This is a genomic window from Natronocella acetinitrilica, from assembly GCF_024170285.1.
Lineage (GTDB): Bacteria > Pseudomonadota > Gammaproteobacteria > Nitrococcales > Aquisalimonadaceae > Natronocella > Natronocella acetinitrilica.
Window position 1 is genome coordinate 214838 of the sequence record NZ_JALJXV010000002.1, and the last position, 24206, is coordinate 239043.

Annotated in this window: 21 protein-coding genes; 11 read left to right on the plus strand and 10 right to left on the minus strand. The window is 63.7% G+C overall.

Annotation, left to right across the window (positions count from 1 at the left end; translation table 11 throughout):
* Positions 1-33: 33 nt before the first annotated feature.
* The 5 genes from J2T57_RS04320 (at position 34) to J2T57_RS04340 (ending at position 4700) form a co-directional block, all read left to right on the plus strand.
* Positions 34-663 carry an SDR family oxidoreductase gene (locus tag J2T57_RS04320; protein ID WP_253474775.1) on the plus strand — a complete coding sequence of 210 codons (630 nt, stop codon included), beginning with the start codon at positions 34-36 and terminating at the stop codon, positions 661-663.
* Between the two features lie 154 nt (positions 664-817).
* A complete protein-coding gene (locus J2T57_RS04325) occupies positions 818-1174 on the plus strand; it encodes a PA2779 family protein (protein ID WP_253474778.1) in 357 nt (118 codons plus the stop codon).
* A 12-nt stretch (positions 1175-1186) separates the two neighbouring features.
* Positions 1187-2212 carry a PA2778 family cysteine peptidase gene (locus J2T57_RS04330; RefSeq protein WP_253474781.1) on the plus strand — a complete coding sequence of 342 codons (1026 nt, stop codon included), beginning with the start codon at positions 1187-1189 and terminating at the stop codon, positions 2210-2212.
* Between the two features lie 6 nt (positions 2213-2218).
* On the plus strand, positions 2219-2515 hold the full coding sequence (locus J2T57_RS04335) for a hypothetical protein (RefSeq protein WP_253474783.1): 297 nt from the start codon (positions 2219-2221) through the stop codon (positions 2513-2515).
* A 247-nt stretch (positions 2516-2762) separates the two neighbouring features.
* On the plus strand, positions 2763-4700 hold the full coding sequence (locus J2T57_RS04340) for a S8 family serine peptidase (protein ID WP_253474786.1): 1938 nt from the start codon (positions 2763-2765) through the stop codon (positions 4698-4700).
* Between the two features lie 16 nt (positions 4701-4716).
* Here the strand turns inward: J2T57_RS04340 and J2T57_RS04345 are convergent, their stop codons facing one another.
* From J2T57_RS04345 to J2T57_RS04360, 4 genes are all read right to left on the minus strand, one after another.
* Positions 4717-5649 (minus strand): AEC family transporter, encoded by a 933-nt coding sequence (locus tag J2T57_RS04345; RefSeq protein ID WP_253474789.1) that lies wholly within the window; start codon positions 5647-5649, stop codon positions 4717-4719.
* Positions 5650-5710: 61 nt separating this feature from the next.
* The gene (locus J2T57_RS04350; RefSeq protein ID WP_253474792.1) at positions 5711-6376 is read right to left on the minus strand and encodes a class I SAM-dependent methyltransferase; all 666 of its coding nucleotides are present in this window, start codon (positions 6374-6376) and stop codon (positions 5711-5713) included.
* A gap of 100 nt (positions 6377-6476) precedes the next feature.
* Positions 6477-7748 carry an aspartate aminotransferase family protein gene (locus J2T57_RS04355; protein ID WP_253474795.1) on the minus strand — a complete coding sequence of 424 codons (1272 nt, stop codon included), beginning with the start codon at positions 7746-7748 and terminating at the stop codon, positions 6477-6479.
* Positions 7749-7850: 102 nt separating this feature from the next.
* On the minus strand, positions 7851-9023 hold the full coding sequence (locus tag J2T57_RS04360; protein ID WP_253474798.1) for an isocitrate/isopropylmalate dehydrogenase family protein: 1173 nt from the start codon (positions 9021-9023) through the stop codon (positions 7851-7853).
* Positions 9024-9219: 196 nt separating this feature from the next.
* On the opposite strand from J2T57_RS04360, the gene sufT reads away from it, so the two are divergent.
* The 3 genes from sufT to J2T57_RS04375 all read left to right on the plus strand — a co-directional run bounded on the left by sufT (position 9220) and on the right by J2T57_RS04375 (position 11220).
* Positions 9220-9771, plus strand: coding sequence for a putative Fe-S cluster assembly protein SufT (gene sufT, locus J2T57_RS04365; protein WP_253474801.1), 552 nt, complete (start codon positions 9220-9222; stop codon positions 9769-9771).
* A 25-nt stretch (positions 9772-9796) separates the two neighbouring features.
* Positions 9797-10777: a zinc-binding dehydrogenase gene (locus tag J2T57_RS04370; RefSeq protein WP_253474804.1), complete on the plus strand. Its 981-nt coding sequence runs from the start codon at positions 9797-9799 to the stop codon at positions 10775-10777.
* A 206-nt stretch (positions 10778-10983) separates the two neighbouring features.
* Positions 10984-11220, plus strand: coding sequence for a PepSY domain-containing protein (locus tag J2T57_RS04375; protein ID WP_253474806.1), 237 nt, complete (start codon positions 10984-10986; stop codon positions 11218-11220).
* 20 nt (positions 11221-11240) lie between these two features.
* Here J2T57_RS04375 and J2T57_RS04380 read toward each other — a convergent pair whose 3' ends face one another.
* The 6 genes from J2T57_RS04380 to J2T57_RS04405 form a co-directional block, all read right to left on the minus strand.
* Positions 11241-13367: a 3'-5' exonuclease gene (locus J2T57_RS04380; protein ID WP_253474808.1), complete on the minus strand. Its 2127-nt coding sequence runs from the start codon at positions 13365-13367 to the stop codon at positions 11241-11243.
* Entirely contained in the window at positions 13367-14821 is a 1455-nt protein-coding gene (locus tag J2T57_RS04385; protein ID WP_253474810.1) for a DUF294 nucleotidyltransferase-like domain-containing protein, read from the minus strand. Before J2T57_RS04385 ends, J2T57_RS04380 begins: the two co-directional genes overlap by 1 nt.
* 1 nt (position 14822) lies before the next feature.
* Positions 14823-15914 (minus strand): DUF294 nucleotidyltransferase-like domain-containing protein, encoded by a 1092-nt coding sequence (locus J2T57_RS04390; protein ID WP_253474812.1) that lies wholly within the window; start codon positions 15912-15914, stop codon positions 14823-14825.
* Between the two features lie 136 nt (positions 15915-16050).
* Entirely contained in the window at positions 16051-17817 is a 1767-nt protein-coding gene (locus tag J2T57_RS04395; RefSeq protein ID WP_253474814.1) for a sodium:solute symporter family protein, read from the minus strand.
* 13 nt (positions 17818-17830) lie between these two features.
* A complete protein-coding gene (locus J2T57_RS04400) occupies positions 17831-18109 on the minus strand; it encodes a DUF4212 domain-containing protein (RefSeq protein WP_253474816.1) in 279 nt (92 codons plus the stop codon).
* A 36-nt stretch (positions 18110-18145) separates the two neighbouring features.
* A complete protein-coding gene (locus tag J2T57_RS04405) occupies positions 18146-20074 on the minus strand; it encodes a DUF294 nucleotidyltransferase-like domain-containing protein (protein WP_253474818.1) in 1929 nt (642 codons plus the stop codon).
* Positions 20075-20324: 250 nt separating this feature from the next.
* Between J2T57_RS04405 and J2T57_RS04410 the strand changes: the two genes are divergently transcribed.
* The 3 genes from J2T57_RS04410 (at position 20325) to gshA (ending at position 24007) form a co-directional block, all read left to right on the plus strand.
* Positions 20325-21014 carry a response regulator transcription factor gene (locus J2T57_RS04410; protein WP_253474820.1) on the plus strand — a complete coding sequence of 230 codons (690 nt, stop codon included), beginning with the start codon at positions 20325-20327 and terminating at the stop codon, positions 21012-21014.
* Positions 21011-22351, plus strand: a complete 1341-nt coding sequence (locus J2T57_RS04415) for an ATP-binding protein (protein ID WP_253474822.1) — start codon at positions 21011-21013, stop codon at positions 22349-22351. The genes J2T57_RS04410 and J2T57_RS04415 overlap by 4 nt, the downstream gene beginning before the upstream one ends.
* A gap of 84 nt (positions 22352-22435) precedes the next feature.
* On the plus strand, positions 22436-24007 hold the full coding sequence (gene gshA / locus J2T57_RS04420) for a glutamate--cysteine ligase (RefSeq protein WP_253474825.1): 1572 nt from the start codon (positions 22436-22438) through the stop codon (positions 24005-24007).
* The last annotated feature ends 199 nt before the right edge of the window (positions 24008-24206 follow it).

Below are 24206 nucleotides of genomic sequence, written 5' to 3' on the forward strand. Positions count from 1 at the left end.
TTCACACTTCCTTAACCACCGGGAGACTTCACGATGAAAACTCTGGTCATTGGCGCCAACGGAAAGATAGGGCGCCAATTCTGTGTCCTGGCGGCGCAGTCGGGCCTGCCGATTCGAGCCATGATTCGTGACGGCGGCCAGGCTGATTTCTTCAATCAGCTGGGCGTGGAAACCGTCATCGCGGATCTGGAAGGCGATTTCGCCTCTGCTTATGAAAACTGCGAGCAAGTCATTTTCACAGCGGGGTCCGGCCCGACAACCGGCGCCGACAAGACGCTGATGGTGGACCTCTACGGCGCCATTCGCGCTGTCGATCTGGCTGATGAACGCGGCCTGGGGCGTTTCGTGATGGTCAGCGCCATGCGCGCCGCCAACCCGCTTGCCGCACCGGAAAAGCTCCGGCCCTACTGTGCCGCCAAGTTCGCGGCGGATCAGTATCTGCGCCATGCCGCTACAGAACATGTCATTCTTAAACCGGGTCGGCTGACGGATGAGCCGCCAAGTGGCTGCATCACGACGGATCCGGAAGCCGTGGAGCATATCGATATCTCCCGGGGCAATGTCGCCCATGCACTGCTGGCCGTAGCCCGCAACCGGGCGCTGCGCAATCGCGAGTACGATTTGCTGGACGGCGAGCAACCCATCGACACGGTATTTTCCTGACTGTCACCCCTTGCCGACATTGCGGCCAACGCACTTTTGCTCTGTCGCGGGACCGGGTAGATTGAGGGCGACGGTGGAGCGAGCTCCGCTTGGTCATCGCCAACTACTAAACAATACGGCCGGGCTACAAGCTCGCCGCCACTGGAGGTCACTCATGCAGTCATTGCTCCGACGAACCCGATTTCTGGCCTACCCGCTGATGTTCGTCTTCCTTGCCATGGGCCTCATGGCGCAGAGCGCATCAGCCGGTATCGTCGGAACCGATACTGTCCTCGCCGAACAGGCACAACTGGAGCGTGCCGCCGTGCTGGGCCTTCTGGACCGGGATGATGTGCGCGACAAGCTGATTGAATACGGCGTCTCACCGGAAGAAGCCAAGGAACGCGTTGCAAGCCTGACCGACCAGGAGGCGCTTGAGCTTGCCCAGCGGATCGACGACATGCCGGCCGGTGCGAGCGGTGCGGTCGTGCTATTGCTGGTGCTGATTCTGCTCATACTGCTGTTGCGATAGGTATCTCCGGCAATGCGGACGTGCCCATACCATAGCCGGCTCGCCGCCCCGCAGAGCCGCCCCGCCGGAGTTGCATTCTCCGGCGTGGGCATGCTCGTCACACTGGGCCTGATGCTGCTGTTGCTGGCCGGTTGTGCGACGCGCCCTGCCCAGCACACTGCGCTTTCACCCAGCACCACGGAACTGCCGTCAGCAATTGAACTCACCGACGTGCCATTTTTCCCCCAGGAAGCCTACCAGTGCGGGCCCGCCGCCCTGGCAACGGTCATGGCGTATCTCGGCGAGGACGTGGTGCCGGAGGATCTCACCCCCCGCATCTATCTGCCGGAGCGCGCAGGCAGCCTGCAACCGGAGCTGCTCGGTGCGACTCGCCGAGCAGGCCTGGTTGGCTATGTGCATGAGCCCAGCCTGGAAGATGTATTTGCCGAAGTGGCGGCTGGCCATCCGGTGCTGGTGATGCAGAACCTTGGCCTGCAGCGCTGGCCGGTCTGGCACTACGCGGTGGTGGTGGGCTTTGATCTGGGTGCCCGGGAAGTGGTATTGCGTTCCGGCACCACGGAACGGGAGGTCATGTCGCTGCGGGCTTTCGAGCGCAGCTGGCAACTTGCCGACCACTGGGCCATGACCGTTCACCAGCCCGGCGATTTTCCGAGCCGCGCGGAACCAGGTAACTACCTGCGCAGTGCGGCTGCTCTTGAGGCGGTCTCCCGGTTCACTGCTGCGGAGCAGGCCTACGCGGCGGCAACAGCTCGGTGGCCGGACAATGCCACGGGCTGGATCGGCCTCGGTAACGCCCATTACCAGCAGGACCGCTTTGACGACGCGGAAACAGCCTACCGCGAGGCGTTACGCCTGGATGAAGGCAGCGCCGCGGCCAACCACAACCTGGCCTGGGCCCTCATTCGTCAGCACCGCCTCGTCGAGGCATTCCCCGTCGCACGACGCGCGGCAGCCATGGCGGACGACGGACGGGATCACTACCGGGCGGCACTGAGCCACCTGGAATCCATCGACAACCATCACAATCTGCAAGAGTGAACTGACATGCGTGGCCACTGGATCTGCCAACTCTCCGACCTCGGTGCCGAGCGCATCAGGCAGGAGACCGGCTTTCACGGACAAATGCCGAGCACCAGGGTAATGATGCGACAGGAGGCACCGCTGGAGCAGGTGCGGGAAACAGCGCTGGATATCTTCGTGCTGCACCAGATACCACCGGTCACCCTGGAGCGCCGACAGGAATTACTGGCCCTGCTGGCCAATGATGACTGCGTGAGCTGTCACTTTGTCGGCTGGGATCAGGCCTCGCCAGACGACGTCAAGGGCTTCATCGAGCGTTAGACCCGAACGGCATCTCCAGTTCGACCTCAAGCCCACCCTCGAGCCGGATGTGGGCGATGACGGCACGACGTGCAATGGCAAGCCCAAGCCCGTGGCTCGCTACCCCACCTGGGCGCCAATCACGGCGCACAGGTTTTCCGCGCATCCCCGTCGCCCGGTTTTCACTACCGATGATCGGCCACACCTCCCCGCAAGCACACGCCTGTGACATCATTCGCACACTGCCATCCCGCCACCGGAAGACGAAATGCGATCGGTACTGCTTGCCCTGTGTCTGTTTCTCGCGCTGCCCCTGCCGGCGTCCGAGGCTCTCGCACCCCATACCGGCGAGATCATCGTGGCCTATCACGACGAGGGGTTACAGCTTGCGGATACCGGGCGACACCAGGTGCATGGGGCAGAGCGGCTTCGAGACCTGCCGATGCCGGCCACAGAAATCGTACGCCCCGCACCTGAAGAGCACTTCGAAGCGGTACTCGCGCGTTATCGCAACGACCCGGACGTCCGCTACGCCGAACCAAACTACATCGTCGAAACCCAGGCACCTCTGCCGTCCGGGGAACTGGTGGACGCGCAATGGTGGGTCTGCATCGAGCAGAACAGCGGCCAGTGCCTGGATGACACCGGCACCGGCGCCACCCTGCTACCCGCCGCCTGGCAGGCCTGGCGCGACGCCACCGGCGCAGGGAACCCCATTGGCAGCAGCGACGTCCTGGTGGCGATCATCGACACCGGTATCCGGGCCACACACCGTGATCTGCAAGGCAATGTGCTTGTCGAGCTAGGCTGCGAAATCCGGGGCACGAACACCAACTTCGACCCCAGCGCAAACTGCCCGTCGAGCCGTCGTGACTTCGAAGATCGCAACGGCCATGGCACCCATATCGCCGGCATCATTGGTGCCGTCACCGACGCTAGCGATTCCGTCGTTGCCGGTTTCAACTGGCGGGTCGGCCTGCTACCGCTCAAGGCCCTTGAAGATGTGGGTCGTGGCAATGTGGTGGACACCAGCAATGCGATCCTCTACGCAATGGCGCGTGCCGAGGGTCGGCCCCTGGTCATCAATGCCAGTTATGGTTACCGGCCTCCCAACGGGCAACCCAGCACCTATGAACTGGAGATACTGCAACGCGCCCGGGAACAAAACGTCCTGGTGGTTGCCGCCGCAGGCAATGACGGCGGCGATAATGACGACGGCACGCCGCGCTTCTTTCCGGCCAGCCACCGGCTGACCAATGTCATCGGCGTGGCCGCCTCGCTGCGCGACGGGTCCAGAGCCGCCTACAGCCGGTTTGGCGGCAACACCGTCTTGCTGGCGGCACCGGGAGGATCAACCCAGAGCAACGGCGGTGCGATTATCAGCACCTATATTGATCAGGACGATGACAACGCGCTGATCGACGGCTGGGCGGGCCTGTCCGGCACGTCCATGGCGGCGCCCATGGTGGTGGGAGCCGCGGCACTGCGTCTGTCCCTGACTCCGGATCTGGATGTCAAGTCTCTGCGGGAGATCCTGGTGAGCAGTGCGACCCGCGATGCCCGCTGGGACGGGGTCGTTCTGGCTGGGGGACGCCTCGACACGGCGGCGGCGATAACCGCCGACCAGACCAGTCTGGACCCGATGCCGGCCTCCCATGTCGTCGCTTTGCCACGGAATAATGGCAGTCGCGTCGAAGTCGCCTGGCTCGACAACTCCAACCGCAATGATGGCTACGTGGTGCAGCGCCGCGAAACGGCTGGAGACTGGGAAACCGTCTCACCGGTCCTGCCCGCCGATGCCGGCTCTTTCATGGACACGGCAATCGATGACCTGAGAGAGGCACGCTACGACTATCGGATCGCGGCCCTGGGCGGAAGCAGCGACGAGTGCTGTCTGTCAGCGGTGGTGAGTCTCGGCACAGCGCCACCCGTCAGAATGGACCGTATCGCGAGCAGTAGCAGCAGCAGCCCCTGCTTTATTGCCACCGCCGCCTACGGCACGCCCATGGCGGAAGAGATTCAGGCACTGCGCGCCTTTCGCGATGACGTGCTGCAGCAGCACAGACTGGGTCGCTGGTTCATCCATGGCTACGAATCGTTGAGCCCACCAGTCGCTGCGGTTATTGCCGAGCGGCCCCGGCTACGGGCACTCACCCGACTCCTGTTGCGCCCGGTCGTGGGTGCGGCGCGGCTCTGGCAGCGTTAGGAGCGCGTACCGGATCTCAAGGCACGAACAGCGAAACCACAATGGATACCGTGACAACGGCCACCACCGTGGACATGAAGATGACCGTGGATGCCTGGGTGACGGCCACCTGATAGCGTTGGGCCAACACGTAAACATTGGCGGCCACGGGCAGCGAGGCCTGTATGACCAGCACAGCCACCCACAGCGGCGGCAGATCCAGCAGTATTGCCACCGCCCAGACCAGCAACGGATGAACCAGCAGCTTTAAGGCGATCAGCACGCTGGTCTGACCCAGTTCCTGCCCGAGTCGACGCCCCGCCAGCGACGCACCCAGGGCAAACAGCGCAGCGGGGGCAGCAGCGGCCCCCAGCAAACCGAGATAGGCATCGACGGGGCCGGGCAAGCGCCAGCCGGTGGCACCCAGCAACACCCCGAAAGCGCTGGCCAGGATGATCGGGTTCCTCACCACGCCTGAGGCCACGGTGCGAGCAACCTGCAGCAGACCGCCCGTGCGCCCCTGATCCGACTCGATCAACGCGGTGGCGATCCCGATCATGATGATGGTATCGATCAGCACCACCACCACCGCCGGCAGAATCGCCTCGCTGCCCAGCGCAACGATGACCAGCGGCAAGCCGACAAACCCCACGTTGGAGAAGACCGAGCTGAGGGCCTGTAGCGCCCGCTCAGAACGACTGGAGTGAAACAGTCGGCCGGCAAGCAGATAGGTGGCAACAAAAAGGAGCAGGCTCGGACCGAGCCAGGCCAGAAGGAGTCGCGGGTCAGCAATGCGGTCTACCGGGGAATCGGCGATGCTGACCAGCAACAGCGCCGGCAGCGCAAAGTAGAAGACGAAGGTGCTGAGGCCGCTGATGGCGCTGGCGGGCAACAGACGACTCTGCCCCGCCGCGTAGCCAGTGAAAATCAGCGCGAAAAATGGCAGCGCGATGGTGATGACCGCCTGCAACTCAACCTCCGACGCCAGGAACGCTCAGCGCCGTGGAGGCGCAAGGCCCATGGAGCAGCCCTTATTTGCCGGCAGCGACCCGGGCCTGGTCCGGCACAGGGGCATCGACTTCGCCGTTGCGGTAATGCACCAGCTTCCAGTAGCCGAAAATATTGGCGTTACGCACGCCAATACGCTGGAAATCCTCCTGCTCCGGCAGGGAGGCAAGATCCATGTCGGGTCGAAAACCCAACAGCTTCGACAGGGGACGCAGACCTTTTTCGAGCCCACGCAACACCGGATTGGTGGATGCAAAGTGGTTGATGATGAGGATGTCCCCACCCGGTACGCAGACCCGCCGCATTTCGCTGATCAGCCGGTCCGGGTGAGGGACCACGGAAGCCACGTACATGGCAACCACGGCATCGAAACTGTTGTCGGGGAACTCCAGTGCCTCGGCATCCATGACCAGCAGATCCTCGACCTGGTCGAGCCCCTGCTCCCTGGCCCTGGCCTGCGCCTTGGCGAGCATCTCGGGTGAGATATCGATCCCGACAACCCGGCTCTCCTCCGGATAATAGGGCAGGGATAATCCCGTACCCACGCCGACTTCCAGCACCCGGTCCCCGGACTGGATATCCAGCGCCTGCATGGCGAGCTTGCGACCCGGATTGAATACTGGCCCAAAGATCCGATCGTAGTGATTCGCATATCGTCGATAGGCGCTGCGTATTGAATCCAGATCCATCCTCTTCACTCCCCCAGGCGGTGCCGGCAGGACCGCGGTGTCATGGTTGTCAGGCCCACACTCTAACGTGACGCAGCGGCGCGTGCACCCGCTAAGCGAATCAATGCTCGGCCGAGGCCTTCAGCGCCTCTACGAAAATGTCCACTGCTGCATCAACCTGCTGACGATTCACGGTGAGCGGCGGCAACCAGCGGACGATCTGGCCGCCATAGGCGCCGCAGCGAATCAGCAGCAAACCGCGCTTCTCGGCCTCCTGCAGAATACGCATGGAGCGGGGGCCGTCCGGCCGACCTTCGTCATCGACCATTTCCGTGCCCAGCATGAGCCCCTTGCCCCGCAGGTCCCCGATGGACGGGTCACTGGCCTTCAGCTCTGCCAGACGCTGCCAGAGGTGCTCACCCTGCTTCGCGGCATTCTCCACCAGTCCCTCTTCTTCAATCACGTCCAGCGTGGCCACCGCGGCGGCGCAGGCAACAGCGTTGCCGCCGTAAGTGCCCCCCTGGGACCCCGGCCAGCCTTTCTCCATGATGTCCAGCCGAGAGGCCAGCGCAGAAAGCGGGTAGCCGCTGGCAAGCCCCTTGGCGGTGATCAGCACGTCGGGCTTGACGCCGAAGTGCTCATGGCCCCAGTACTTGCCACTGCGGCCGTTGCCTGCCTGGACTTCGTCCATCATCAGCAGGATGCCGTGGCGATCACAGCGCTCCCGCAGGCCCTGCATGAAGGCATTGGTCGCCGGCACATATCCCGACTCACCCTGAATGGGCTCGATCAGCATCGCGGCAGTTTCCGCTGGCGACGTCTGGGTCGCGAACAGGTGATCGAGTTCACGCAGACAGAACTCGGTTGCCGTCTGCTCGTCCCAGCCGTAGCGATAGGTATTGGGGAACGGCGTCACCATGATGCCGCCCATCATCGGCTGCACGCCGGCACGCAAGCCGACGCTGGAGGTAGTCGCCGACAGGGCACCCATGGTCCGGCCATGGAAACCGCCCTGGAAGACAATGATGTTGGGCCGACCGGTGGCCTGCCTTGCCAAACGAATGGAGGCCTCGATGACCTCGGCACCGGAGTTGGAATAGAAGATCCGGTCGAGGCCCGCCGGCAACAGCTTGCCAAGCCGCTCGTTCAATTCCAGCATGGGCTGATGTTTCATGATGGCGGCCTGACCATGCACCAGGGTCGCAACCTGGCGCTGCGCCGCGGCCACTACCTTTGGGTGACAGTGGCCGGTGGAGGTCACCCCGATACCGGAGGTAAAGTCCAGGTACCGTCTGCCCTGTTCGTCAAACAGGTAAACGCCCTCTCCCCGCGTGGCAACAATGCCGCTTGACTGCTTCATCAGCGGAGAAATCTGACCCATCTGTTGAGCCATGGGGCACCTCCTTGGATATGGCATGCAAAAGTTTGCGCAGAGTCTATACCCCGCATACGGGGGCTTCAAACCCATGATCCAGTCCGTCGTACTCCAGGAAGGTTAGCCGAGACCGGCAATCACTGCGTCGGCGACGTCCGTGGTACTGCGGCGGCTACCGCCGTGGGCACGGAGGTCGGCCTCCACTGCTTCCCGCAGGCGAGCCGCCGCTTTCCTCGCGCGGGCGTCCTCTTCTCCCATCCAGTCCAGCATCATTGCCGCGGTCAGCAGCATGGCCGTGGGTCCGGCGATGTTCTTGCCGGCAATATCCGGCGCACTGCCGTGGGTAGGTTCGAACATGGGCGGCTGATGGCGATCCGACGGATTGAGATTGCAGGACGGCGCGACTCCCATCCCGCCGCAGAGCACCGCGGCAAGATCGGTCAGGATATCCCCTTGCAGATTGCTCGCCACCACCACGTCGAAAGCCCAGGGGCTGGTGACGAATTTCATGCAGGCCGCGTCCACCAGTTCGTGGTGGGTGGCAATCGCCGGGTAGTCCGCCGCCACCGCGGCGAAAGTCTCGGTGTACATATCGCCCCAGTACTGCAGGGCATTGCGCTTGGTGATCAGGCAAACCTGGGCCCGCGCAGTGCCGCCATCAGGCGACGGAAACTCGCGCTGACGCCGCCGCCCGGCCTCGCGCTCCGCAGCCCTGATAACGGCCCGCTCAAAGGCATGCCGGAAAATGCGCTCCGCGCCGCGGCGCGTGAACACCTCCATCTGTGTCGCCACCTCGTCCGGGGTTCCCGGCCGCAGGCGGCCACCCTGGCCGACATACTCGCCCTCGCTGTTCTCGCGAATCACCAGCATGTCCACATCCCGGGCACGATCGTCACGGATATATTGTGGCGCCCCGTCAAGCAGCACCGCCGGACGCTCGCAGGCCCACTGATCGAAACCCTTGCGCAGGGCGAGCAGCGGCTGCAACGAAACACCATCGGAGAGCAGGTAGCGGTTCGGGTCATGCAGCGGACCGGGATCGCCCAATGCGCCGAGCAGGATGGCGTCGTGGCCAGCGAGTTGTTCGCGCCAGTCTTCCGGCATCATGCGGCCATGCTCGCGGTGCCAGGCATGGCTGGGCCAGCCGTACTCCACCAGCTCCAGCTCCGGACCACCATCGTCGACCAGTGCCCGCAGGGCCCGCACCGTCACCTCCATGACCTCCGGCCCGATTCCATCCCCGGGCATGACCGCCACTTTCCAGTGACTGCGCTTACGTTCACGGCTCCACATGGCCTGCTACTCCTCCGACTTCGTGACCGAATGCCAAGGTGCCCGGCAGGGCGCCGGGTCCCGCCTACGGTCACCGACCCGCGCGGCTTTTGCAAGGGGCTCAATTGCCGCAACCACGCGTGACGCACCGCGGCAGGACTGGTAGAATTCGGACCAGTTTGGTCCACATGCCGATAGTCCTTTGGAGGCAGTTTCGATGTACCAGGTACGGGGTGACCCCGTCATATTCAGCCGTGACTGTGATGCCATCGTGATCCCGGCAGGAGATTCGGGCACGATTCCCCAGGGCGCAGAAGGCGTGCTGACCCAGGCACTGGGCGGCAGCTACACCGTCTATATCCAGGGCAATCTGTTTCGCATCGCCGGGCGTGATGGCGACGCCATCGGCCGGGATGTGGTTCCGCCACCGGAACTCGCCGAAGACGCCTCGGATTCGGACGTGGAGCAGCTGGTCTGGGATCAGCTCCACACCACTTTTGATCCCGAGATCCCCATCGACATCGTTGAGCTGGGGCTGGTCTATCGCTGCGATCTCATCCGGCTCGAGAATGGCCAGCGGGATGTTGAAATCGACATGACGCTGACCGCTCCCGGCTGCGGGATGGGCGAGGTCATCGCTGCGGATGTACGGGACAAGATCGAGATCATCCCCACGGTCAACCAATGCCGGGTGGAGCTGGTATTCGATCCGCCATGGAGTTCCCAGATGATGTCCGACGCGGCGAAGCTGCAGACGGGCATGCTCTAGTTGTCCCGAAACACGGTTCAGGCTCGTGCAAATCTGGCAGATTCAGTCGACTGACGGCGCGGGGCAATTGCGGCAGGCTTCCGCCTCATCCCCTGCCTGCGGCCCGGAAGACATCCGGGTCGCCGTGCGTTCGGTGGGCATCAACCGCGCCGACCTCCTGCAAATGCGTGGTCTCTATCCCGCGCCTCCGGGCGCTCCAGCGGATATCCCCGGCCTGGAGTACGCGGGAGAGATCGTCGAGACCGGCGCTCGTGTGCGGGCCCGGCAAGTGGGCGACCGGGTCATGGGCCTGGTAGCCGGTGGTGCATACGCAACCGAACTGGTCGTCCACGAGCTCGACACCCTGCCAGTGCCGGCTAATCTGGGCTGGGCCGAGGCCGCAGCCTTTCCGGAAGCCTACCTCACCGCATACCGCGCACTATTCCTGGAAGGCGGCATCCAGCCCGGTCAATGGGCGCTCATTCGCGCCGCCACCTCCGTCGTCGGCATTGCCGGGCTGCAGTTGCTCAGGACCTTCGGCAGCTTCAGCGTCGGCAGCAGCCGGCATCAGGAACGCCTGGACCAACTCGGGGCGGATATGCCAGATGTGCCCCTGGTCGATGCCGGCGACAACCTGCCCGAGGCAGTGAGGACAGCAACCGATGGCGGCGCCGACGTGGCCCTGGACATGCTCGGTGGCGAGGCACTGGCACAGGGGCTGGAGGCGCTGCGGGATGAGGGCTGCCTGGTTTTGATCGGCCTGCTTCAGGGCCGGAAGGTTCAGCTGGATACCGCGCGACTTCTGTTTCGAAGGCTGACGATCAGAGCCATGACCATGCGCACCCTGCCCCTGGGACGTCGCCTGCAACTGATGAGCGTGGCGCGGGAACGCTTGCTGCCGCACCTGGCGCGGGGAACCCTCAACCCCCGCGTCGCCGCCAGCCATGATTTCTCCCGGGCGCCAGAGGCCATCGCAGCCATGCAACAGGGTGAGCACGTAGGCAAGATTGTCCTGACCGTCGGCTAATCCCGTCCGCCGGGGAAACACTGGCATTCAGCGTTGATTCAGCCCCGGGCGTTCATTGTTCGGCATCAGGGCTGAAACGTCGCTTATCGGGTACAGTATCGAGAAGAGATGTGACGCCCATTCAACAGGGACGCCGGGTAACCAAAGCCCGGCCTCCAATCAGGCAGGATGAACGATCCGTGCGTTGCTCACTCCGGAACCTTCGAATGACTTTCGCGGCGGTTGTGCTTGCGGCCACCCTGCTAGGCCCCGTGCCGTCGGCGTTTGCGGACGACCCCCTGCTGACCCAGGACGAAGCGGTGGAACTGGTGCGGGCTCGCACCGACGGCCGCATCCTCGGTGTCGATACCGTCAACGAACGGCAATTCCGGGTGCGGGTTCTGGTCCGCCAGGGCGAGGTGCGCGTGTTCCGGGTCGACCGGGTCACCGGGCGGGTGCGATAGAGAGACACCGATATCCCTCATTAGGTGCCCGCCTGCCCCCCTTCCAGCAAGGCTGAGCGATGCCTTAGCTGCGCCGCCATGCTGGAAGCCTTCATGGCCTCTCCAAAGGTGGTGATTCCCTGGGCCTCCAGCCGATCGATAATGCGCACCAGGACCTCGGCGGTAGCCATGGTGTCCCCCATGGCCGTGTGGCGACCGGAAATACTGACGCCGTAGCGCTCACAGACCCCATCGAGGGAATGGTCCTCTTCATCGCCGTCCAGCATGGACGACAGAAGCAGCGTATCCAGCAGCGGATTGGGGAAGGTGACCCCGCACTCAGACTCCTTCACGCTGATGAACTTCATGTCGAAGGCGGCATTGTGGGCCACCAGGATGGCGTCCCCCGCGAAGGCATGAAATTGCGGCAGCACCACCTGGATGTTGGGTTTGTCGGCGACATCGGCGTCGGTGATGCCATGGAAACGAATCGAGTCCTCGGGAATCCGCCGCCCCGGATTGACCAGCCGCTCGAAGGTTTCACCAGTCAGAATGCGCCCCTTCACGACCCGCACGCCGGCGATGGAGATGATCTCATCGCCGCCGAGGGGGTTCAGCCCGGTCATCTCGCAATCGAACACCACGAAGCTGAGGTCGGCCAGTCGCCGCGAAGCGATTTCGTCGCTGCCCTCATGCTCGCGCATCAGGCCGAAGTCGTAGAATTCCGGCCGCGGCGGCAGTTTTTCCGGTTCACTCAGGAACTGTGGCCGCGCTGGCGCCGGCAGTGGCAGACGCAGCAGCGCCTGGCCCTTGCGGCGTCCCTGCTGACTCCACATTTCGCAACCGTGCCGCTCGAGAATATCCCGCAAACGCTGCTCGCCGCTGTCCTCGCTGCACCGGGTTTCCAGCCACTCGTCAAGCAAGCCATCGGGCACCGGTGAACCATTCCAGATGATATCCAGGTACACATTGCGATCGCCAAGCATGGACTCCACGTCGAACGCCTCCTCCCCACTATGGGCGTGGAGATGACGCACCAGGCAATCCAGCCCCTGAAGCAGGGACAGGCTGTCGCCGTTCAACCAGAGCGGCATGCCGGTGGCGGTGACATGCACCCTGGGGAGATCCTGCAACCGCTGCTCCAGGCAGCTCACCAGATCCGTGACCAGCACGTCGGCCATGGGCCAACGGCCAAGCAGGTGGCCGCGAATGCGTCCTGCGAGATCATCGAGTCGCTCGCTGAGCGCCTCACTCTCACTCAGTAGCACACGGTCGAATTCCCTGCGCTCGTCCGCAGCCATGTCGGGGAAACGCGCCATGGTCTCGGCCGCCGCCCGCAGATTGGCGGCGATGGAGCGCAAGTCCCGGGTCAGGGCGTGGCGCACAGCATCGCCGGCCGCGAGTAGCGCCACATCCTCGGATATATCCACCAGGGTGACCAGATAGCCGGTGATCTCACCCTGGCTGTCGAGTATGAGCGCCATCCTGCCGTGCAACATGACCCGGGCATCGGCACTGGTACAGACGAATGGCGCACTGAGAGCGCTGCGCTTGTCATTCTCGTCCCGATGACGCCGCTCCAGCCTGTCCAGGGTATGTTGTACCGGCGGGCGCGACAGGACATTGAACAGGGGACGACCGAGGCCGAGTTCATCCGGCAGACCAACGATGGACACAGCGGCCTGGTTGTAGAGCATGATTCTGTGCTGCCGGTTAGAGACCAGCACACCCTCGGAGAGCCCCTGCAGGATGACCTCTAGCCAGGTCTTCTGCTCGTCCATCCGGGCGGCGGCAGTCTCCATGGCCTTGCGAATCTCCCGTCGCGAGCCACGCAGCGCATCGGCAAGCGCGCGTATCGTCTCGGGGAGGGAACCTAGTGCATGGCGCCTTGGCAGAATCAGTTCCTGATCCGACCCGCGGGATTCCAGCAGCGCACGGATGCTGCGGTTGAGCTTGCGCGATGGCCTTAGCAGCAGGCGATCCAGACAGAACCAGCCAATCGCCACAAGGCCCAGCAGCCCGCCCCCGCCCAGCATGGCTAGAACCAATGGATCATTACCCGCCTCCCCAGCCCGCGAGGCGGCGTAGGTAACACCGATCAGGAGCACCAGGGCCAGGGTGATCAGGCCACCCAGGATGACGTTCAATAGCGTCCGGGACTGCGGCACTAGACTCCACTCCCCACGAGGTCGGCATGAAGACGCCGCAACAGGGCCTGCGAAGCCTTCATGCTGCGGACCAGGGTGTCGTTTTCCCGCCGGGTCAGGCTGTCCGGCGGCACATGCCGCCCCGGCGGACGCCCGGCACGCATGTCGGCGGCCTGCTGGCGCAGCAGCAGGAAGCACATGTAGCCATAGGCATGACTGAGGGCATCGAGATCATGCCGATCGAGTAGCCCCGCTTCGCCGAGCCGACCCAGGCGTTCCAGGGTTCCCGTCTCGGTTAGGCCACGAGACAGCGCGTACAGGCGAATCGCCTCGACGATGGGCATGATGCCGTTTCGCTTGATGTTGAGTTCGCCGGCGTGGGGCCCCTCGCCGCCTTCCGGAATGAGGCGATCGAACCAGCCGAGGCCAACCTCCTTGGTGGACTCGTTCAGGGTCAGGGCGCGGAGAAAACCCGGCGATCGGGCAACCGCATCCACCATGGCCTCGCGAACGGCGTCGGCCAGACTCAACTCGCCCGCCACCGCCCGCATGTCCAGCAATATGCAGGCATTGAGCAGCCCCTGATTCGAGCGGTGCCGCATCCAGCCGCGAATCTGCGCAAGCCATTGGGAGCGTGCCTTGCGCCACAGGGGATTGCTGGCCATGACGTGGCCGGTGCAAAGCGGGATACCGACCCGGTCAAGGCGAACCGCAAGACGATGGCCGAGTTCGGCGAAGTAGCTATCCACCGCTGCATGCTGCTCGTCAGGATAGTCGTCGATGACCAGGCCGTTGTCCTGGTCTGGTGCCAGCAGGCTCTCGCGCCGCCCGCCGGAGCCCATGACGATCACCGCGAAGGCAACCGGCGGACGCCCCCAGCCATCGGCATCCAGACCGGCAATCACACGGGAGAGCACACGACGGTAGAGGTCGTCATTGAGGGCGGAGAGCAATCGCTGGATGTCCGTTGCCGGCACCTTTTCCGCCAGCAGGTCCGCGGCGATGGCCACCTGGCTGCGCTTCAACGCGTCGAGAGCCTCGGTGGTATCCGCCTGGGGGAAGTTCGGCCCGCTGCCCAGAGACGACGGCAGAGCGGCGTCCATGAACTGCTCTGCCGACAGTAGGCCGACCAGCCCGCCATCGTCATCCACCACGGCCAGGGGGCGACCCTGCCGCAAGGTGCCAAAGAGTCGATAGAGTGGCTCACCTGCAGGGACGGCGCGGACGCCCTGATCCATGATCTCGCCCGCGGTCAGCGCAGGCGCATCCGGTCCGCGGAGCCTGGACAGCAGCTCCACCGGGCCGATCAGCCCACGGATCTGCCGCTCCCGGTCAAGTACCACTGCGTGACAGACAACCGCCTCTGCCAGCCGCGGCAGCAGCTCATGCAAGGGCGTGGTGACACCGCAGGTCACCGGCGCGCGCCGGGCGAGCCGGCCGGCGGTTAGCGTGAGCAGTGTCGTCAGGCGCGTCATGTCATCCTCCCAGCGCAAGCCGGAGTGCCCGGCGCGCGCGGCGGGTCACCGATACCGCCTGCTGCAGGTAGCGCCGCTGCAGGGGCCCGAGGCGTGCAAGAGCGATGCTGTTACTCAGAGCCTCGCCCTGGCGCAGGCAGTACGCGAGATGCTCGAGGCGCAATTGCGTGGCCAGGGCGTAGGCGGTGCTGAGATCTGCCGCCTCTGCCCGCCCCAGTGTCCCGGCCTGCTCGGCGGCCTCGAGTCTGTCCTGGGTATTACGGGCCAGCAGACCTCCCCGCAGAGCATAGTGCAAGGCCAGTTGCGACACTGGCAGAAGCAGCTTTTTCTTTAGCTCGGTGTATTCCTCGCTGTTGGCAATCAAGCGGCCTCGCAGTCGCTTGAGCAGCCCATCTCCCCCCGCAGCACCGCGCAGGACGTTCTCCCCCAGTAGACCCAAAAAGCGGGAATTGCCTGCGGCGGCAGCAAGAGCTTCATTGCGAATGGGGTCAAACAGGGCGGCATCGCCGTGTACCACCCGCAGGTCAAAGTAATGGGAGGCAAGCATGACGTCCCTGCCCTGGGGACGGGTGACCGTGTCGAGCAACCTTTCGCGCCAGGCGCGACAGTCGCGCCGCCAGTCAGCTTCCACCGGGCTGACACCCCCCGGGCAATGGGGGATTCCACAGCCGGCAAGCCCATCGGTGACAAAAACGGCCAGCTTCCGGAACCAGTCCAGCGTGTCGGCATCAAGACCGTCTGCGTGGATCAGGGCGTTATCCTGATCGGTATGTATGGTCTGCTCGCCCCGCCCCTGGGACCCACAGGCAAGCCAGGCATAGGCCGCAGGCGCTGGACCCATCTCCTGTTCTGCCAGGGTAATCAGCCGGCAGGTGCATGCGTCCACCAGTGCCGCGATTCGCCGCCCCTGGGCGACCGCATGCAGGCCGATGCCCAGCATGGCCAACTGCACTTCGGGCAAGGCAGCGGCAATGCGTTTCAGTTCGTCAACAGAACGGGCAGCGGCAATCCGCTTGCACAGTTCAGCATCAGGTAGCCGGGAAACCGGCGGCCATGACTCCACGGGCGATAGGGTCGGCGTTGTCTCGTTCATGGCGAACCAGGCCCTGCAGCCGAAAAAAAGGCCTGCCAAACGGCAGGCCCCTGTTGCTGTGTTGCCAGCGGAGCCGGCGCTGCCGGAATGGCCGATGCCAGCATCGTACCATTCCGGCGGCCGGAGCTCCGGAGGCCTAGTCGGCCCGCGGCACGCGAACGCTTTCCACCAGCTCCTGGATGTGATCCGGCGGCGGAGCGGTCACCTTCGACACGCCATAGGCGACACCGAAGTTGATCAGCGCACCGATCACCCCAAAGCCGGTTGGGTTGATACCGAAGAACCAGCCAGTGGGGTTGTCCGGCAGCAACGCCGTCTGCGGGAAGAAGAAGAAGCCCTTGAAGATGAAGATGTAGAGCAGTGTGCTCAACAGACCGGCCAGCATGCCGGCAATGGCCCCTTCCTTGTTCATCTTCTTGAAGAAGATACCCATCATCAGCGTCGGGAACAGGGAGGCTGCAGCAAGACCGAAGGCCAGTGCCACCACCTCCGCCGCGAAGCCTGGCGGATTGAGCCCCAGATACCCTGCAAGAACGATGGCACCCCCCATACTGATTCGCGCCGCCAATAGTTCGGACTTCTGCGAGATGTTGGGCGTGAATGTCCCCTTCAGGAGGTCATGGGAGATGGATGACGATATAGCGAGCAACAGACCTGCCGCAGTGGACAGCGCTGCCGCGATACCCCCTGCCGCCACAAGGGCGATCACCCAGTTTGGCAGCCCGGCGATTTCCGGGTTGGCCAGCACCATGATGTCGCGGTCAAGCCGCACGATCTCGCTACCTTCCCAGCCGTATTCCTCACGGGCCATCGCGGCAAACTCGGGATTGTTGGCGTTGTAGTACTGCAGACGCCCGTCCTCGTTCTTGTCCTCGAAGGCCAGCAGGCCGGTCTGCTCCCAACGCAGCATCCAGTCAGGCTTGTCATCGAAGCGCAAGTTGCCGTCCTCGGCACCTACTTCGCCCGGCTGGACTGTGTTGATCAGGTTCCAGATGGCCATGGCACCCACCGCCGGTGCAGTGGTGTAGAGGATGGCGATGAAGACCAGGGCCCAACCGGCGGACTTACGCGCGTCGCGGATACGCGGCACGGTGAAGAAACGCACGATAACGTGGGGCAGGCCAGCGGTACCGATCATGAGCGAGATGGTGAGCAGGAACATGTTGAACTGCGTCATCGTCGCCCCGGATGCCGTATAGGCGGCAAAACCGAGATCCACCAGCGTCTGGTCAAGTGCCTCGAGCAGGTAACGGCCGTCGTCCACGGTGGAGCCCAGACCGAACTGCGGGAACGCGTGGCCCGTGAGCTGAAGCGAGATGAAAATCGCAGGCACGGTATAGGCGAAGATCATGATGCAGTACTGGGCGATCTGGGTGTAGGTGATGCCCTTCATGCCGCCAAACACGGCGTAGATGAACACAATCACCATGCCCGAGACCAGACCAACGGTCAGGTCCACCTGCAGGATGTTGGAGAAGGCGATACCCACACCACGCATCTGCCCGATAACGTAGGTGATGGACATGGCCAGCAGCGAAATCACCGCCACCACGCGCGCCGTCTTCGAGTAGAAGCGGTCGCCGATAAATTCCGGCACGGTGAACTTGCCGAACTTGCGCAGATAGGGTGCGAGCAGCAGAGCCATCAGCACGTAGCCGCCGGTCCAGCCCATCAGGTAGGCGCCGCCGCTGTAGCCCAGGAAGGCTATCAGGCCGGCCATGGAAATAAAGCTTGCTGCGGACATCCAGTCCGCCGCAGTGGCCATGCCGTTGGCAACGGGATTGATACCCTTGCCGGCCACGTAGAACTCACTGGTGGTACCGGCCTTCGCCCAGATGGCGATACCGATATAGATAGCAAAGGTTATGCCCACCACGATAAAACTTAACGTTTGCAGATCCATGTTGTCGGGCCCCTTATTCTTCGTAAACGTCGTACTGGCGATCCAGCTTGTTCATGCGCCAGGCGTAGAAGAAGATCAACGCGATGAACGTGTAGATCGAACCCTGCTGGGCGAACCAGAAGCCCAGCGGATAACCCGCGATCTGGATTGCATTCAGGGGCTCGACCAGGATGATCCCGAACACCAGGGACACCAGGGCCCAGATCCCCATGCACCATGCAATGATGCGCAGATTGGTTTTCCAATACTCCGAACGTGAAGCCGTTCTTGCTGCCTTGTCGTCATCAGTCATGACGCTCCTCCTCCTCAGGGTTGTGGTGCGACGACTTCATAGCTGATAGTCCGTCGCGATTCTTGCCTGTAACTTCCGTGCCTCCCGAAATGCTTCCTTGAGAATTCGTCGGTCCAGCGGATTGAGCCGGTCCGGCGCCACGTGATTGCTCAATGGCTCGCCGGCGGCGGCCTGCTCCTGGTTGGTGCGCAGACGCAATAGCTGGATGTATTCATAGGCCTCGACCCAGGCTTCGGCATCGTGCGCCCGCACCGCGCCGGCGCGGGCGGCACCCCGCAGGCGCTCGGTGGTGTTGGTCGCCGGGACGTGGTTGGCCAGGGCGAGTATGCGGGCGGCATCGACGAACGGTGCCACCCCATTCAACTTGAGATTCAGGGTGTTGGGGTGTTCGCCGCCGGTGCTCAGCTTGAAATCGCGGATCACCCCCAGGGGCGGTCGCAGGTTGAGGGCGTTCATTGCCATCTGCTTGCGAAAGCGACTGTTACCGGCGGTGCGGGTCAGCAACCAGTCCCGCAGCGACTCGGCGGCGGCATGATCGCCATGCAGCACACGGAAGTCGAAATAGATCGAAGCCTTCAGCAGGTGCTCGGGGGTTCCCTGGTCCACCCAGCGGCGGAATCGCTCCTGCCACTCGTCGGCACTGAGGCAACAATCGGGGTTGCTGGCCATGATGTTGCCCGTGCAGAGCGGGTAGCCGCATCGGTCCAGCGATTCGTTGATCCGCCGCGCCCAGGGCGTAAAAGCCGCCCGAATCGCCTCGGCGGATGTCTCACCCTGCGGGGTCGCAAAGATGATCCCGTTGTCCTGGTCCGTCTTGAGCGTCTGCTCGCGACGTCCTTCGCTACCGAACACCAGCCAGGAGAAGGTGACCTCCGGCAGATCCTCGGCTTCTTCCAGATGCAGGTCGATGATTCGGTTGGCAATACGATCGTTGAGCAGGGCGATGATCTGGGTGATCTGCCCCGCGCGCATGCCCTGGGCAATCATCTGTTCCACCAGTTGGCGAATATCGCGGGTGATGCTGCTCAGGGTGTCCACGGAGGTGGCCCGCGCGATGGCGCGACTGAGATTGACCAGCCCGACCCGCTGCAGCGTGAAAAGATCCCGCTCGGAGACCACACCACGCAGGCGACCCCGGTCCACCACGCAGATGTGGCGAATACCATGCTGGGCCATCAGCATGGCCGCCTCGAAAGCAAAAGCCGACCCCGGCAGGGAGATGGGGTTCGGCGTCATCACCGATTCGATGGGCTGGTCCAGGGAAGCCCCCGGCAGGGCGACCCGCGACAACAGATCCGGCAGCGTGAACACACCGAGTGGACGCAGCTCGTCATCGCTGATCACCATGCTGCCCACATGTTGGGCGCGCATGGTCTGCAGAGCCTCACGGATCGGGGTGTCCGGACGGCAGGTAACCGGTTCCTGACGAAGCCGTTCGTCAAGGCGGAAATTCAGTGTGGATCCGCCATCAAGGCCCTCCAGCGCGGTGCTGCGCACCTGACGCTGGACCTGACCGAACAGCGTCGCCAGCCGCCGGGTGCAGAAATCACTGAATACGCGGGAGCGCTGAACAAGGCTGTCGAACACCGCAAGATCAAGTTGCAGGCAGCGCGTCTTCTCAACAGCGCGCCCCACGGTCTGTACCGGGCGGCGGGACAGCAACGCCCCGACCGGGAACATCTCACCGGGATGCAGCTCCCAGACGTGCGCACCGTCGCCACCGGTGGCCTCACCCCGGACTCCCCCATCGATGATGATGAACAGCGTATCGGCAGCCCCGTTGTCCGGGTGGGTCAGCACGGCGCCGGCATCAAACAACCCGACTTTTGCGTGCTCCCCAAGGTAGGTGAGCACCTCGGCTTCCATGTCCGCGAAGGGCTGATGCTGGCGCAGGAATTCGACAGCCGCGGCGGGAGACATCCGCGACTCTGTCAACTCCTCCTGTTTTTTGCGATCTCTGCCCATGGCGCCGCCGCAATTCCTGAACAATCCAACCGTAGTGCAGAATCTGTGCCTGTCACTGGGTTCCATGGAAAACAGTGGCTTAGATCGGCAACAGTTATTTCTACTGTTACCCAACGTAACAAACTGAGGCTTTCGGTAACGAGTAGTTCGGTAACACTCGCAGCATTCGCTGCGCTCGACCGTTGGCCGTAAACCCGGCATTGTTGCGGAAACAGCGATCGAAACACTACTTCTCTGGGGAGCGTGTCATTTGAGACTCCTGATTGTGGAAGACGAGGCGGCACTGCGCGAGCAGATTCATCAGCGGCTGAGCAGCGAGGGTTTTGTGGTGGACCTGGCAGAGGACGGCGACACCGGCCTGCACCTGGCCACTGACTATCCGGTGGACCTGGCCATTGTCGATCTCGGACTGCCAGGGCGTTCCGGGCTGGAGCTGATCCGGGAGTTGCGGGGAAAAGGCAGTCGCCTGCCGGTGCTGATCCTGACGGCCCGTGACGGCTGGCAAGACCGCGTTATCGGGCTTGAGAGTGGAGCAGACGACTATCTCACCAAACCCTTTCACTTCGAGGAACTGCTGGCACGGGTCAATGCGCTATTGCGTCGCTCGGCCGGATGGGCCCATCCGGAACTGCCCTTCGGCCCCTATCGTCTGCATACTGCGAACAAGCAGCTCAGCTTCGATGGTGAAGATATCCCCCTCACAGCCTATGAATACCGGTTGCTTGAGTACCTGGCATTCCGACCCGGGCAGGTGGTCTCCAAGCAGGACCTGACAGAACATCTCTACCCGGATGAGGCCGATCGTGACAGCAACGTGATCGAGGTCTTCATTCGGCGCCTTCGCCAGAAGCTGGACCCGGACAGCACACTGCAACCCATCGTGACCCATCGCGGCCTTGGCTACAGCCTGCGTCAGGCAGATCACGACGAGGGGTCATGAAGCGGACGTCCCTCGGGCGGCGGCTGCTTCTGGCTTCCACCCTGGTGGCCGCCGTATTCCTCGGTTTGACCGGACTGGCCCTGGATCAGGCTTATCGCAGCAGCCTGGCTGAGGCCACCCGGGACCGTCTGCAGAACCACGTCTATACCCTGCTCGCCGCGGCTCGGCTCGATGGTGGGCAACTACAGGTGCCCAGCGACCTGCCGGAAGCCCGCTTCCATCACCCGGAATCCGGGCTCTATGGACGCATTCGCGACGGCAGTGGCAACACCATCTGGCAGTCCGAATCGTTACTGGGGCTGCACTGGCCCATGGGGCCGATTCCGGCGCCCGGAGAACTCACCTACAGCCTGCTGGAGCTGGATCAGGAGGGAAACCGCAGCCTGAGCTACGGCCTGTCATGGGAAGACCCGGACACGGGCACCGGGGTATTCATCGTGGACGTCGCCGAATCCCGCGCCGACGGCCTGCGTCAGCTGGGCGCGTTCCGCCAGACCCTTTGGGGGTGGCTCGGCGCCGCCGCCGCGGCCTTGCTGATCACCCAGGCGCTGATACAACGCTGGGGGCTCGCTCCCCTTCACCGTGCGGTGCGCGAACTGCAGGAGGTCAGGCGCGGCCGGCAGGATGTCCTGCAGAGCGAGTATCCGCAGGAACTGGAACCCCTCACCGACGGAATCAACCGTTTGTTGCGTGCCGAGCGGGAACGCCGCAGACAGGTGCAGCACAGCCTCGCTGACCTTGCCCATAGTCTCAAGACACCGCTCACCGTGCTGCGCGGCGCGCTGGAGAACCCGGGTGACGGGCGCAGTCGCCAGGACGTGCTCGACCAGATCAACCGCATTGACGCCAGCGTGCGCTATCAGCTGGCACGGGCCGGCCGCAGCCGCGAGCGCATGGGCGACCAGACCCCGGTGCGGCCAGTAGCGGAACGGCTGTTGCGGACGGTCGCGGCCTTGCGCCAACCCCTGCCCTTGCTGGATCTGGACTGCGACGCCACGGTGCACTTTCCCGGGCCGGAAGAAGAACTGCTGGAGCTGCTCGGTAACCTGGTTGAGAACGCAACACGGTATTGCGATGGCAATATCCGCCTGGCCGCCATGGACAACGGGCCAGGCACGTTGACCCTGGTGGTGGAAGACGACGGGCCCGGCATATCCGAGGCCTCCCGGCAGCGCGTACTCGATCGCGGCGAACGCGCCGACGAGCAGGCGCCCGGTTCAGGTATCGGGCTTGCCGTTGTGGCGGACCTCTGCCGCGCCTATGGCGGAACCATCACCATCGACACCGGCGACCTGGGCGGCGCACGCATCACGCTGACCATTCCCATGCCGGCCTGAAGTCCAGCCCCGCAACATTTCATTTTGACGGCGGGACGGGCACAATCCGCGTTTCCGATAGTTGGGTGGAGCGAATTCCGGCGCATGTACAAGAGCAGCGAAAAACGTGTGAGCGGCCTCCAGCTCAACGGCGAACGCGGGCTACTGCGCGGCAGTCGCAAGGGTATGGAAAAGGAAAGTCTGCGGGTGACCGCCGACGGCACGATCTCTTCACGCCCGCATCCGACGGCGCTGGGCTCGGCGCTGACCCACCCCTGGATTACCACCGACTATTCCGAGGCCCTGCTGGAGTTCATTACGCCTCCCTTCGAGGATGTGGATGACACCCTGCGCGTCCTCGCGGACATACACCGGTTCACCTACCACAACATCGACGACGAAATGCTCTGGGCAACCAGCATGCCCTGCATTGTCGGTGGTGATGCCAGCATTCCCATCGCAGAGTATGGGTCGTCCAATGTGGGAATGATGAAACATGTCTACCGGCGAGGCCTCGACTGGCGCTACGGTCGGGCCATGCAGGCGATCTCCGGCATTCACTTCAATTACTCGTTCAGCGAAGCGTTCCTGCAGGCCCTGCAGGCCACCGATGGCAGCGCCACCGACCCGGCGGCCTTTCGCTCCGCAGCCTATTTCGGACTGATCAGAAACTTCCAGCGCTACGGCTGGGTCATCCCGTTCCTGTTCGGGGCGTCTCCGGCGGTCTGCAAATCGTTCACTGGCGGACAGAACTACCACTTCCAGATATTCGACGACTACACCTTCTATGAGCCTTGGGGCACGTCCCTGCGGATGAGCGATATCGGCTACAAGAACAAGGCTCAGGCGGGGCTGTCGGTTTCCTACAACGATCTGGACGGATACGTGGACAGCCTCACCGCCGCGATCAGCACGCCAGACACGGAGTACGGGCGCATTGGCACGCTGGTGGATGGCGAATGGCGGCAGCTGAACACCAACATCCTGCAAATAGAGAACGAGTACTACAGCTTCGTACGGCCGAAGGCCGTGGCACGCTCCGGCGAAAAGCCTACCATGGCCCTGCGCCGCGCCGGGGTCGAGTACGTGGAAATCCGGGCGCTGGATCTGAACCCGTTCGTCAATGTGGGCGCGGATGGCCGGGAGCTGCGTTTTCTCGAGACGCTGTTGCTGTTCTGCCTGTTGCAGGAAAGCCCGCCCATTGATGGCCATGAACTCGGCCGCATCAACTGCAATCAGGGCCTGGTGGCGCGGCAGGGCCGCGACCCTGACCTCAAGCTGTATCGCGCCGACGGCGCCACGGTGCCGCTGCGGGTCTGGGCCGAAGAGCTCATGGAGGCTCTTGCGGGCCCCGCCGAGCTGCTGGATGAGTTGCGTGACGGCACACCCTATGGCGATGCCCTGCGGCTCTGCGCACAGCGTGTTCGTGATCCGGGCTGCACGCCGTCGGCCCGAGTGCTGGACACCATGCGGGACCAGGGCGAGAGTTTCATCGAGTTCGCCATGCGTGTTTCCGAGGAGCATCGCCGGCAGTTTCTTGCCGAACCCCTCTCACCGGAGCTTCGAGAACGCTTCGAGACCGCCGCCCGGGAATCCATCGCCGAACAGCAGGCCATCGAGGCAGCGGATGATCTGCCCTTCGAGGACTACCTCCAGCGCTATTTCAATCAATGTTGAGATTGTTTGCTAACACACCCGACCGGCGGGATCGGGGAACGTTGGTCCGGTACGCCGCTCATGGACACGCCGTGAACCCATCCCTGGGGGCTCGACAGCGACATCCCTGTCGCTGACGGTCCATAAGCGGCGCACCGGACCAACGTTCGTGCCTGTGCGCGGCCCGTGGGCATGGCGACCGCCTTCGCGGTGCGTTACG